The sequence below is a fragment of the Clostridium sp. AF32-12BH genome (assembly GCF_003477935.1).
GTDB lineage: Bacteria > Bacillota > Clostridia > Lachnospirales > Lachnospiraceae > Brotaphodocola.
Genome location: NZ_QUEH01000007.1, coordinates 197,285 through 210,269, shown reverse-complemented (window position 1 = coordinate 210,269; position 12,985 = coordinate 197,285). Strand labels below are relative to the sequence as shown.

Annotated in this window: 14 protein-coding genes; 5 read left to right on the top strand and 9 right to left on the bottom strand. The window is 36.1% G+C overall.

What is annotated here, in order from left to right; all coding sequences use genetic code 11:
- Positions 1–644: 644 nt before the first annotated feature.
- The 3 genes from DWZ40_RS19800 to DWZ40_RS20315 all read left to right on the top strand — a co-directional run bounded on the left by DWZ40_RS19800 (position 645) and on the right by DWZ40_RS20315 (position 2,079).
- Positions 645–944 carry a hypothetical protein gene (locus DWZ40_RS19800; protein WP_118542768.1) on the top strand — a complete coding sequence of 100 codons (300 nt, stop codon included), beginning with the start codon at positions 645–647 and terminating at the stop codon, positions 942–944.
- 443 nt (positions 945–1,387) lie between these two features.
- The gene (locus tag DWZ40_RS19795) at positions 1,388–1,591 is read left to right on the top strand and encodes a hypothetical protein (RefSeq protein WP_147354173.1); all 204 of its coding nucleotides are present in this window, start codon (positions 1,388–1,390) and stop codon (positions 1,589–1,591) included.
- Positions 1,592–1,944: 353 nt separating this feature from the next.
- Entirely contained in the window at positions 1,945–2,079 is a 135-nt protein-coding gene (locus DWZ40_RS20315) for a hypothetical protein (RefSeq protein WP_279220647.1), read from the top strand.
- A 92-nt stretch (positions 2,080–2,171) separates the two neighbouring features.
- On the opposite strand, the gene DWZ40_RS19285 is transcribed toward DWZ40_RS20315, so the two are convergent.
- Positions 2,172–2,456, bottom strand: coding sequence for a hypothetical protein (locus tag DWZ40_RS19285; protein WP_147354172.1), 285 nt, complete (start codon positions 2,454–2,456; stop codon positions 2,172–2,174).
- 92 nt (positions 2,457–2,548) lie between these two features.
- Here DWZ40_RS19285 and DWZ40_RS09265 point away from each other — a divergent pair, with 92 nt between their 5' ends.
- Positions 2,549–2,779: a hypothetical protein gene (locus DWZ40_RS09265; RefSeq protein WP_118542766.1), complete on the top strand. Its 231-nt coding sequence runs from the start codon at positions 2,549–2,551 to the stop codon at positions 2,777–2,779.
- On the opposite strand, the gene DWZ40_RS09260 is transcribed toward DWZ40_RS09265, so the two are convergent.
- Positions 2,776–3,174 carry a hypothetical protein gene (locus DWZ40_RS09260; protein WP_118542765.1) on the bottom strand — a complete coding sequence of 133 codons (399 nt, stop codon included), beginning with the start codon at positions 3,172–3,174 and terminating at the stop codon, positions 2,776–2,778. The genes DWZ40_RS09265 and DWZ40_RS09260 overlap by 4 nt on opposite strands.
- Before the next feature lie 129 nt (positions 3,175–3,303).
- Positions 3,304–4,329 carry a site-specific tyrosine recombinase/integron integrase gene (gene xerA / locus DWZ40_RS09255; protein WP_243035287.1) on the bottom strand — a complete coding sequence of 342 codons (1,026 nt, stop codon included), beginning with the start codon at positions 4,327–4,329 and terminating at the stop codon, positions 3,304–3,306.
- Between the two features lie 247 nt (positions 4,330–4,576).
- Here xerA and DWZ40_RS09250 point away from each other — a divergent pair, with 247 nt between their 5' ends.
- Positions 4,577–4,873: an H-type lectin domain-containing protein gene (locus DWZ40_RS09250; protein WP_118542764.1), complete on the top strand. Its 297-nt coding sequence runs from the start codon at positions 4,577–4,579 to the stop codon at positions 4,871–4,873.
- Positions 4,874–4,877: 4 nt separating this feature from the next.
- Here the strand turns inward: DWZ40_RS09250 and DWZ40_RS09245 are convergent, their stop codons facing one another.
- The 6 genes from DWZ40_RS09245 to DWZ40_RS09220 are packed head-to-tail and all read right to left on the bottom strand — an operon-like array spanning position 4,878 to position 12,984.
- Positions 4,878–5,858 (bottom strand): hypothetical protein, encoded by a 981-nt coding sequence (locus DWZ40_RS09245; protein WP_118542763.1) that lies wholly within the window; start codon positions 5,856–5,858, stop codon positions 4,878–4,880.
- A 45-nt stretch (positions 5,859–5,903) separates the two neighbouring features.
- Positions 5,904–6,962 (bottom strand): hypothetical protein, encoded by a 1,059-nt coding sequence (locus DWZ40_RS09240; RefSeq protein WP_118542762.1) that lies wholly within the window; start codon positions 6,960–6,962, stop codon positions 5,904–5,906.
- A 36-nt stretch (positions 6,963–6,998) separates the two neighbouring features.
- A complete protein-coding gene (locus tag DWZ40_RS09235; protein WP_118542761.1) occupies positions 6,999–7,400 on the bottom strand; it encodes a hypothetical protein in 402 nt (133 codons plus the stop codon).
- On the bottom strand, positions 7,397–9,238 hold the full coding sequence (locus tag DWZ40_RS09230; protein ID WP_118542760.1) for a radical SAM protein: 1,842 nt from the start codon (positions 9,236–9,238) through the stop codon (positions 7,397–7,399). The genes DWZ40_RS09235 and DWZ40_RS09230 overlap by 4 nt, the downstream gene beginning before the upstream one ends.
- A gap of 9 nt (positions 9,239–9,247) precedes the next feature.
- The gene (locus DWZ40_RS09225; RefSeq protein WP_118542759.1) at positions 9,248–12,202 is read right to left on the bottom strand and encodes a phage tail protein; all 2,955 of its coding nucleotides are present in this window, start codon (positions 12,200–12,202) and stop codon (positions 9,248–9,250) included.
- Positions 12,202–12,984: a phage tail domain-containing protein gene (locus DWZ40_RS09220; protein WP_118542758.1), complete on the bottom strand. Its 783-nt coding sequence runs from the start codon at positions 12,982–12,984 to the stop codon at positions 12,202–12,204. Before DWZ40_RS09220 ends, DWZ40_RS09225 begins: the two co-directional genes overlap by 1 nt.
- Position 12,985 lies beyond the last annotated feature (1 nt).

The following is a 12,985-nucleotide window of genomic DNA, read 5'->3' as shown; positions in this document are numbered from 1 at the left end:
TAACATTATTTTCTGCTTCCAAAACAATATCAATATTACTAGATTTTTGATAAAAATTATGCATATTTATACAATGCAGAAAGCAGAAGAGTAGTAATTTAAAAAAACACATAAAAGAAACTTATGTAACTGGAACAACAGATGGTAATGGTAACATATATACAGACGTAAATACATCAAAATACATTATTCTATCAGCATATACTAATGATGCTGATGCAATTATTTGTCTTACAGGCGATGGATCAAAATATTATTTTCATTTGTCATCTTTCAATGAGCAAAACATAGGTCCAGGAACAGAAAAAAATATATATTATCAATACATTGCTAGATAAATAGTAACTAGTCTCTATGATCATTTAAGCACTAAGTATAGTCCATGCGGTAAAAGAGCTATCGCCATATTTCGATCTATATTGAACTTTGTTTAGGTCGATTTTAAACTGCAAACGCATCCAATTAATATCAAATGATATATAGCCAGCGTTATTAATTACACCATATACAATATATAAACCATCAGCGACCACTTTAGAATCAAAATCCGACAAGCTAGTTGATTGAATTATTTTCGCTTTGCCAATATTACTAGATTTCACAAATATATTGCATAATCATACGAGCAATATGCAACAATATACATGATAAGCCGCGATGGCAAATCTAGTAATTTAGATAACCGTATAGATGTTAGCAAAAAGTTTACATCAGGTACTCTATTAAATATCATAAAGAAAATGTCTGATGGTATACATATGGCAGCGTTTGATAAAACAGTTTCTGATATTCCTTTTTTAAATACAGAAAACTACATTATTGTATTTAAAGGCACCAGTTACGGTGCTCCATATACCAGAATAATGGCGTTTAACATGTCTGAAAACTCTGCCCCAAAATGGGGCATGGTCTACTGGAACAGCAGTAAAATTGTTTGGGTCTAAAATGATCATACTTTTTAATTGATGTAATTACTACCGATTATTTTAGTTGGAGAAGATGTTGCTACTAAAGGTACAAAATATAATCCATTAGCGAATACAATCCAAAATCCCATACAAATATGTATGTTGTTTGATGCTTCCATTACTCTGACTGGCAATATTAATGCACTCTCGATACCAGGGCAAGACCATGTTGTGTTATTGACGAGGTTGGCAGCATTGGCAGACATCGATGTAGCCATATTAAAATCGCTACTGTATAACACTTTTCCGGTATTGTCTTTATACAAAGATAAGCCGCCATACGAAACCAGTAATCGCTGTTGCAAATTACTACAATACTATATAAAACCTCTTAGGAATACCAACTTTTTAACTTTTAGAAATGCATGTTTATGCACTATGGAAGTCGAAGTAGTAATATTGATCTAATAAACACCAAGATGCCAGCTGGCAACAAAAAAATTTATTTTGACGGTCACGTACAAACATTTGGTGTTAGATCAGGCGAAAACGGCCTTAATAATGTTTATTTGGATTTTTTGGACGAAAACGGGACTCACTGTTATATCGGATTCATGACAGAAGGTACTAAAGGCGTTGTTTTCTATTCCGGTGGTAAACTTGTTTGGAAAATTCCTGTGTAATGTCAGTTATTCGCACATGCATTGTAATTTTAAAGTGTGTACTTTACAAAAATCCCGTTTTAATCGGACGTTTTTCAGCTTAATGCCATGTTATAACAGACGTTCCATGTTGCTGAAGCCCTATATATAATTTATAATCACTACCATTAATAGCGATGTAATAACAGTCTATGTTCGTCGGAGCTGTTTTACCGTAATAATCACCATTTATACACAATGTTCTGCCGTACCCGCCACCGTTATAGCACATGTTTTTTACTGTTAAATTACCCACTTTTTTCGCATTGGTGTTGAGCACATCATTATTACTAGATTTGTTGCATTTAAATACAAAAATAACGAATATTATACATTTGATCATGTTAAAATCTAGTAATATTGCTGGCATCAAAGGTGTGCAAATTACAATAGCTAAAGATGGTATTGGAGCTTATGCAAGATTTTACTTGAATGGCATTGATTATGGCTATATTCGTTTAACATCATAATGAGCATTTCATCAATGATTCCTCTATTGATGGAGCCAAAGGATTGTGTGCTCATGTTATATATCTTAAATAACGTATTCTATGTGATCGTATTAACTAAATCTTAATGCAATAATTGCTGCCCCATGAATATAATTTTTCAGACCTGTTAAAGTTACAACATTATCTTTAATGGTTGCGTTAGATAATCCTGTTATCTTATTTTGATTGCTGATATATGAAAACCAGCAAGAAATTGTATCGTACATAAGATAACCAGTAGCTGTCTGACCGCCGCAATCTGGAACTTGAAATGATAAAGTTCCACTAGATGTTTCATCAAGCTTAACGACTCTAATGTGATTTAATCCATTATTGGTAATGGTTGTTTTATCCATCTTATTACTACGAATAAAACTAAGTCATATAAACATAAGTGTATTTTTATACATTTTGAAACAGCGCGAAATCTAGTAAGAAAAGCGTAAAAGTGGATTTAGTAGAAAACACTACAAATCAGTATTCAAATATTAGCCTTCTACAGTATGGATATACTGTAGAAAATACCATTGCTGCATATGTTATTGATGGAGTTAAAGGATCTAATGTATCAGCCCAATTATACACATATAATGGAATTCTGTATGTTCTCATAAAAGAAGCTGGATCAAATACTGTATTCGCTGATACTAAAGTGAAGTTGAAAATATTACATATTTAGTTATGCAAATACATGACCCCGACATGTGCTTGAATCGCAGCATTACCAGTGTAACCTTGTTTAATTGCTATATTGACTTTATTTCCGCTTATCCCGCAGTAGAATATGTTGTTGTCCACATTTCCATAATCAGTTGCTATGGCAATAAGTGGAGTATAACCAGATAATGATACATCTATTGTATAGGTTTTTTCCGTCAGCGATGTCACTTTGTTGAGAGCAATTGTGAACGATTTCACGATTACGATGCTTTTGAGCTTATTATTAATCTCAGTTTCGGTATAGTATCTATCATCATGCGTATGGCTGACAGGCGTAAACGAACTGGGTTTTCCTGTGATCGTAGACCACGCATGGCTGTGATTTATATCTGCCTTATTACTACCAATCACCATAATCTCATCCAACCACAACTTCAACATCCAAATTTATGCATTCAAAATCTTATATTTATTCATCATTAATAAGCCATCTCACGACAGCCAAATTCCTATTTCTAAACCAATAGCCAATTGGTTAATAAGTTACAGTACAGCAAGATTAAAATCATGCTGAATTTTGTTCATTGAAATCTTTGCATAAATTTTGGTTGTATCCGCCTTGACATGTCCTAATAAAGCCTGGACAACATCGATGGTAGTAGTCTCTAACAGGTGTGTTGCAAAAGTGTGTCTTAATACATGAGGTGTCACATTGCGCTTGATTCCGGCACGTGTTGCCATAGCTTTAATCATGGATTCATACGTACTCTTACCTAGTCTTGCATGTTTTCCCTTTGAATTTACAAATACAGCATCACTAGACAGAGTTCCATCTTCATTTTTGTCTTCTCTCACATTCAGGTAGTCAAGAAGTGCAAGTTTTGCCTTGTCAGTCAGTAATACAATACGTTCCTTATCGCCCTTTCCGCACACTTTAATGGAATTATTATCAAAATTAATATCAGACAGATTCATATCTGCAATTTCGCTGACACGGCATCCGGTAGAGTAGAACATCTCAAACATTGCTTCTTCCCGAATATCAGTAATTTTACGGCGGATTTTCTCCACTTCCAGACGAGTCAGGAATTCCCGGCATTTTGCCTTATACTTAATCGGTTCCAGTGCAGCTGTCGGATTAGTCGGAATATAACCGTTATCATGCAAGAACCCAAAGAAGGAACTGAAAGTTAAGCGGTAGTTGTCAGCTGTGCGATCAGAAACTCCACGCTCCTTTTTGTACAGACTGAGATAAATTCTTAAATCATCGGTAGTCACATCTTTTAACGATTTCGGAGTGTCAGCGATAAACTTACCGAGAAATCCTTTATAATTACTAATGCTGCCTTTGGACAGATTTACAAATTCCTTGCGTACCAAGAAAATGTTAAGCAGCTTCTCATTTTCATTGTCTCTAATCATTAGTTGAGTTTCTTCCTGTTTCAATGTGAATCCACGCATTTCCTCAATCAGAATATTTTCCAGCATCATTAACTGCTCAGAAGTAAAGCCACAAACCATTTTTGCTTTTGCTAATACACTGTTTCTAAATTTCTCATTGTTCATCATAATAATTTCCTCCAAATTTCGTTTTGAGATTTTGTTTCCTTGTTTCTGTTTAGTAGTTCTCCGAACGATTTGGAAATTTATGTAAAAATGAAAACGATGAAAAATAGAAGTATGTGTTTTTTATATTTTGCGTTTTATCAAAGTGGAAGAGTGGTGGTATCAGTTTTGATATTGAAAAAATAATTTGGTGAGCGTTTGAGAAAATACGTGAATTTTTATTGCTAGAAATATCAGACAATATTGATAATTGTCAGATATAAATTTACTGGAAGTTACTTCACTAAATAGTAATATTGAATGCAATAATGTTACGGTGCAAAGTGCGCCAGGAACAATCGTAGATAAAGAAATTACATTTAAAACACCTTTTGATACAGTCCCCAAAGTGATCGTCAGTATCGAATCAGATACTGCCAATTCGAATTATGGTAAGATAACTGCATTTATTAACAATAGATCAAAAACTGGTTTCGTCATCAGACTAGCCAATGCCAGTGAAAATAATTTGACACCTGCATTGACATGGCTTGCTATTGCGAAATAATCATTTAAGACCATGAAGTCCACTCTGGATTACTTCCTGCGTATTTTCTAATATTAATTTTTTTAGTACCACCAGTATCCAATATCATTTGAGTTGATAGATTATCTGGGAACTGAATAAAAATACTCCATCCATTAAAACCGGATGGACCATTGATAATAGTTGATGAAGACTGGATAGCATAAATTCCGGGGAGTATTCCTCTGTTTTTACCTCTATTTAAATCACCGGATATGATCCCACGATTTACTAATGTTTCATTCATATTACTATTTAGCTGAGTAAGTCCGTCAACAACGTTATTCATACCTGTCGGTAAATTTCCTGTTCCGAGCTTAGTTGACAGACTATTTCCGGCAGCGGCAGAGAGTGCGAGATTAGCATTCGTAGAATCCAGTCCGTTGTACACGTTTGCCTTGTCAAATTTTCTATCACTCAGAAATTCCATGATACCAGTAAAATCCCGATCAGATAATCCAGATAATTTAGCAACCAGTGCATCCAATCTGTCATAGCCGAGTTTCGTCTTTAAAAACTCCTGCTGATTATTCAGTTTACCAGCGATAGCCGGAAGAGTATCGCCAACTGCAAGTGCTTCATTATCACTGGACGGCTCAATAATTTCTTTTAATCTGTTAGTAGAAGCGTACTCCAAGTCATTCCATGCAGTTACTCTATCGCCCAATTTAATACAAACTGCACCTTCTCCAATAACAGTTTCCCACTCAACACCAATTTCACCTTTTTCAAGTACAGGATTGGCGGAAGACCAACCATCCTTAGTATCATGTTTGATCGGCAGCACAGCATAGTCCAAGTCCATATAATGCGTTGTACTGCCAGATTTACCGAATTTAATTCTAGGCTGACCAACTCCAATAGCTTCTTCCCATTCAATGCACATTTCGCGCTCTTTGATAATAGGATTAGCAGCTTCCCAGTTGGCTTTTACATCGCCTCTCGGTCTAAAGTTTGTTAAAGCCATAATCGAACTCCTTCCTTATTATATCAATTTATTTTTAGGCAAAAATTAAGCACCGCCTCCATTAAAGTCATTTTCATAACTTTCTGGATCGGTGCTTGCATACCCTCCGTCACAATCAATTAATTCATAATGCAAAGCTTCTGTTGCCGCTTTAGCATTTGCAGCCGCCACTTCCGCGAGAGCAGCTTGCTTCTTTGCTTCCTCTGTCGCCGCGTCAGCGTTACTTGTTGCCGTTTTTGCATTTTCGGTCGCTTTGTCACTCGCAGCGATTTTTTGATCGACCAAAACCATAGTATTTTCAAGGGTTTCTTGGCGCTGTTTCTCACTTGAAACACGCATTTCTTCAGATTGCTGTGCTTCAGTGTACCAATCTGTTATTTCACCCTTTAAAACTGCATAATCGGTTCTGTAACCGGCAATATCAAAATTTACACCATCGAGAGTATCCTGAAACGTCTTAATCCAGGTTGTCTCCATCGTAGAAAATGTATTCTGGTATTCGGCTAACTTTGCATTTACCGCATCTAAAGCTTCCTGGAATGATGTATCCCATTGGCTCTTCATCGCGGTAAACTGCTGCTGATAACTTGCAATATCGGCGTTAATTTTTACAATTAATTGGTTAATCTGATCCTGTGACAAATTGAATTTCTCAATTAATTCTGGAATCATAAGAGCCTGTTCAATTAGATTATGGAGAATACTAAAATCATCCGAAGCAATCATGCCTTCATAATCAATCAAACTTCTCTGCACGTTTAGATGCCACATTCTTGAAAAACTCAGTGACGGATCAGATTTGGAATAGATAGAGAATTTTGCATCAATATCTCCGGCGCGGCTCAACATGTTAGAAGAGAATGTAATATATGGATACCCATTTTCCCACACGCAGTCCCGGCTTGCATATTCCTTTTCCTCACCAGATTCACATAAATGCAGAGTGATTAATTCATCTCCTCGCAGATTATTAATCGGGATTCCTCTATCTGTGAAGATAACTTGATATTTTCTGAAATTATCTTCATACTGAGAAACCTTCATATAAATATACGAAGATTCCTGAGTTAAATCCACCTTTAAAGGTTTGACTAATTGTGCCATTTTCAACCTCCTTTCTATGTGAATTTTATTGTTAGTTTAGAACTTAATAAACGGCATGAGAGCAGTCATAAGCTGTGGTTCGATTTTAAAATCTGGATCAGATTCCATTAGCTTATCAATATCAAGCAGATATGGCTCAAATTCTACATCGAACTTATCAAGTTCATCAAATCGCTTAATCCATTCCTCTTTTTTATCCTCTTTAACGTTGAGAATATAGTCTCCATTCTCGTTCTGATGCGCTCTGTTGCCGTCCTTATCCGCGTAAAGACAATCAGCATAAATCAGATCTCGTTCCTTTGAGAATGCTTCAAAAGTGGGAGAGAGGGCATGGATGTTCTTTGTTACCCAATATGTAACACGGAATGGACAAGTCGTTTTAGAAAGCTTGTCCAGTGTGCCATACATATTGATTGCTTCTTTCATTTTACAGTTCATACTTTAACTTCCTTTTCTTCCTGTTTGTCTATTCTGTAGTTCGGTCTTCCGAATCCAACAATAGACTCATCATTTACTGAGATATGTTCATGTTTTACAACTTGTGATACATTGTCTATAATTACATTTCCTTCGACAGAGGAAAAATATTGTGCAGTGTCATCAACTTCTGAAACTAAACCAATGTGATCCGTCCAGCCATTGTGATTATAAAAAACAAGATCTCCAACTTGCGGCACATTGTAAATTCTGTTTTGATTCTGGAACAATTTTTTGAGTTGGTGAGTTACTGCCGGGAGACTTTTAAAACCAAACACTTGATTAAAGTTTCCGCTGTATGCTCGTTTGAAAATATCGTAAATAAACGGCAGACACCAACCAGAATGTCTTCGTTTACCGAATATTTCATTTCCATAGTCACGATTTTCAAGAGAGTATCCTACTTCTGACTCAGCCAATTTTACAACTCTATCTGGAATTAGGTTAATTTGCTGTTGAGTGGAAACTTTTGATGATTCATTCACTCTTTGCAGATACCTCTTATAAGTTATTCGAATAGCCTGGTCTTCCAAATATTCCTCAAATTTAATTGCACCATATTTACATTCATCGGACACTTCGCATTTTTTCAATTTGAAGCATTTTGGATATTTCCAGCATGTAGCACATTCATCAAGTTCTGGCGCAGGCTCCTTCCATTCATTTACCAAATCCGTGTCAGTTATCCCATTCCATATATCACCAACGATTTCAGTTTCGCTAAAATGCTCACATAATGTCAATTTCCCTTCAGAAGTAATACATACCATATGATCACTATCTGCCATACAATGATGAGGTCTAAGTGTAGAAACTCCTTGAATACCTCTCAATTTACATTCCTTCAACGCTTTGTCCAGTTGGATATAACCTTCGTATGTCTGTGACCATTCTTCATCTGTCAATTTATTGTTTTTATCGGCAAACAAAGGATGTGCATATGCACTAACTTTATCGGAAAATTCATTCGCAATGTAGTTTGTGAGTTCAATAAGATTCTTGTAATTCTTATGCGATTGATTCATACGAATCGTCACCTGAATACCATTATCTACGAGTTTATGAATACTGCTGATTACAGTCTTAAAACCTTCTGAAAAATGACCATTAAATGCTTTTATCTTATTATATTCTTCCTCTGTTCCATCCAATGTAATTTGAACATCTTTCAATTTCCATTTATTCACAACCATATCCATATCTAATGAATTAAATAAGAAACCATTGCTTATCATGTGAGATTTGTATGGAACATTGTCGGCTGATAACTTGCCACAAATATATGTGATAATATCAGAGTTTACCAAAGGTTCTCCGCCAAACCAGTGTAGATTAACCTGGTTATCACCATGTTTGGATTCAATAAATTTTACAACATCAGTAGCCAGCTCCATAGTCATTGTTGGCTGAGAGCGTCCTTTTTCGTAACAATAAGGGCAATTTGCATTACATTTCATTGTTGTAAAAATCACAAAAGAATCAATGATACCATGATAATCAGCCTTGTTTCTATATTTAAAGCTGGACTCAACCATATGACTCAATGTTTTTTCCGCAACATCATTTGGAAGCATATACCAATTTCGAACAAGAAATGAACGAATCTCATCTGTAGGATTTTCATATTCTTGTTTTGACATCGCAATAATTTGCTGAGTTAAAGTGTTTTCAAGTAAAACAACATCATTATAATTTGTTTTATATTGATAATAACTTTTCCTATATTCATATCTCAGATAATAAATTTGTTCTCCAAGAATATTGAAAATCGTTTTGTTGGAACTTTTAATAATTTCCATTAAGAAAAATCAGCCTCCTTTTGAACAAATTACCGGACTATCGCAGCTATTGCTATCACAAGAACATTTATCGCATCCGCTGTCACCGTCATAACCTTCACATGGGATTTCGCTTTCTCCAATACACGGCGCATCACCTTTGCCGTCACAAATACAAACTCCACCTTCGCATTTACATGCAGTGTCTTCTTCACATGAATAGTCTCGTTTACATGGATTCCAGCCGCCACCATATACGGTATTCCACAATTTTTCGACCTTTTCTGTAACACTCATGCCACCCCAAAAGGAAGCTTTGATATATAATTCTGGTGTATGAATTGTTCCACCGTCTGCTTCAATCCATGTTCCGTCTCCGTCCGTGCCGCTATCATAAAGTCCACCAGCATAAAAATCTCCATTTACCATTAGATCATTTAATTCTGCGCTGTCTCCATCGATAAACAATGCACCCCATTGAATCTGAGCGCCTTTTGCACCAGATAGATTGTTTCCTTGTATTTCAAATCCACCTATCTTACCAGAAGTTGCCGTGATTCTGCCAGTAATATCAACACCTGATGAATTTACAGAAAAGATATTGCCAATTTGCATATTTCCACCCTGTACATTGATTTTACTGGTATACAAAGAGCCGTCGGAACCTACTCGATATGGAGCATTATTCGCATCTGTTCCACCAGCCCATATTTTTATTGAACTTGAAAGAGCGGAAGATAATCCGACCGATCCGTTATCAGCGGTTAAGGAATCCTTACCAATAGTCCAGCCACCAATATGACCGTCCGTAGATTCAAGTGTTCCTTTGAACACAAATTTATTTGGAGTAACCGAAGCATCCACTCCAAGAATTGTATTGTCTCCATTTTTGATAGTGAAAATTGCAGACGGATCGTCTGGATTAATGGTGAGAGAGAAGTTATTAGAAGATGACTTTGCGACAAGACCTTTATCATCAATCGTGAAACTGTTATTCTTATTCTGAATATACATGGTTTCAGTTATCATCATCCGCCCTATCAATTGATCCGCTGCAATGCCAAAAATTCTCTGTCCTTTGATTTCGACAGAGCCGATTGCAATCTTAACCGATTTCCAGCCATCATCCGTCATAATGATATTGCCGCGAGTCATCCATAACTGATTAGGATCATAAGTGCCGTCACCATTAGATTTCCGAATAGTAATACCCGTGCCGTCCATATTCACTTCGTTGTCTTTGGAGTTTTGAACTTCACGCAGAGAAGCGTTCAAGAACGTACTCATATCAGTCAGAATGGTAGCAGAAGATTGAGATGCGTTGTTCCAAGCAGAAGAGGAGATTCCAAGAGAATTTCCTAAGTTGCTTACTTCGTTTTTAATTTCCTCATATTCAAATACATTATCTTCGAGTGAAGTCTTTGAACTGAAAGTGAGAGAGAAGTCGCTAGGATTATCCCAGTTAATAGAAATCTTCAAGATTCTTGCTTCAATATCATAACCGTCTTCCATATTGATAGTTACGATATTACCGAGTTCCAACTGGTCAGTATACTTCTTATAGCGGAAAATCTTTGGGAAGTTGATACTATCTACAGTCATGGTAAACTGAGGAAAACATACTTTTGCAAGTTCATTCTGAGAATGCTCTAAAAGTGCTTTCTTCATTTTAAATACATCCGATTCTGTCATAGCATCAGTAGCCACAAATGAATCATCGCTAAATGTATCTTCTCGGTTGAACAAAGAAAGTTCTTTATATAGTTCATCACCAAGATAATCTTGAATATTTACAACATAAGTTTTTGCTAACTCTTGCGCAGCTTCAAGTTGGTTATTACAATCTTCAATCTGTTTTTCTCGCTTAGTTAATTCAGCAGAAGCGTTAGTATAATTTGTATATGCTTCCTGATAAGTCTTTCCGGAAGAATCATCGTTGTAAATACTCATCAGATTTTTAAAGGTGGCGATTCGCCCCTTTAGCTCAACACTACCATATTGCGTCCAATCGGTTGAATCCTCTTTATCTGGATGAGCATTGTAGAGATTAGCAAGAGTATCATACAACTCCTGCATCTTAGCCATTGCGTTCTGATACGGTTCCAGATTATCAGCCATTTTCTTCTGGTATTCCTGGTATTTTTCTCGTAATTCCTTGGACATATCTTTCAAGAAATAGTTGTAATTCGATATATAACCATTTCCAGACGGATTTACATCCGCAATGGACAATGTAGTATTTGTTGCATCTGTGCCGCCAACTACATAAAACACGGTCTTTACATCATCAATGTTGTATTCGATTGTCGTTTTCTTGATCAGGTTGCGATACGCAAGATAGATAGATGTTACTTTACCGACGTTCTCTACTTTATAAGCAGATACAGTTTTCTTGAAGGTATCAAACAGAAATATACACTCCCATAATTCCATTGCCGTTGACATTAGCAAATCATAGGAAGTGATACTTTCTTCGCTTACAATACGGTATTCGTTCTTGATTTCAGAATCAAAATAACCCATTGACCAAGTTGGATTCTTTTCAAAGAATTTATGTAGGATACTGTGAGCTTGATCCGTTTCACTATAGAGGCAGTAAATATCCAGTCCACCCTGATCGTCTTCATCCGTACCGAGAGAACCAAGTGCGGTGACATAAGTTTGAGAAGTCTCAATTTCCAACGAAGAAGCTGTTACACTTAATGTCTCGTTCAGTCCGTCGCCTTCAGTAGAAACGTCCGTAATTCTGAACCAGGCGCAATCTCTAAATTCCAAATATCTACCAATCTGAATCTCGTCATAATACTTGAATTTTACTCCGTCCTTATACTTATTAATGGAGAAGTTATAAGTCGAAGGATTGACTAGAGAGAACTCCGTTTTTCTGTCTGTGGCAGGAATTTCACAGATTATTTTTTTATTCGGATACGCAAGGAAGGTCTGAGGAGTTTCTAGTTCCTGGTATCTATTATATGAAAATCTCATTAATAAACAATCAACCTCCTTGTCTCTCTATATTTTAAATTCATGGTACATGCCAGATTTGCAGATACGGTATTCTCACCGTCGAAGAGCCGGAACCACTTTTTGTTACAGTCATTCCAAACGTCATGGGGAGTAGAAGATGATTCAATAAGTGGGATTTCATTATCGAAAGTAATAGTTTCACCCGCTGTCACGCCTTTTACTTCAAAATAATAATCTTCATTCTCCATGCTATTTTTTAACTGGAAATCGCCAGATTCGGCAAAAGTAATCTCAATTTTCGGATAGACATAACATTCATCGTCGTTAAATAAGAACAGTTCAAAAGAATTATCATCACGGGTCAGCGTAACCGAATCATCATGCTCATCGCTGAAGCAGACAGCAGAAGATGTAGTTACCGTATATTCAAGACCAAAAACCCCGGCAACATCTATAACTTGAGGATTAGAGATAACCGCTTCAAAATAGATGTCAGCATAACGAGATTCCTGAATAAACATCCACGAATATTTACCTTTACTGCAAAGCCACTTATTGATATATCGTTCCTGTTCCGGCGTAATGGAAGTCATATCTTTGTTCACGATCTGAAAATTAAAGCTCATTGGCTCACTGTATTTCTGATCATAAATTTCAAATCTGCGACCGTCACCAGAAAGTTCAGTTTTTAAATCTGTTTTCTGACCAGAATAATTGTTTTTTGTCTGAGCATCAAAAGCCACACAAATGACTCCATATTCATCGTTTCCGACACCATTAAAAGTAAAATCTGATAGCATT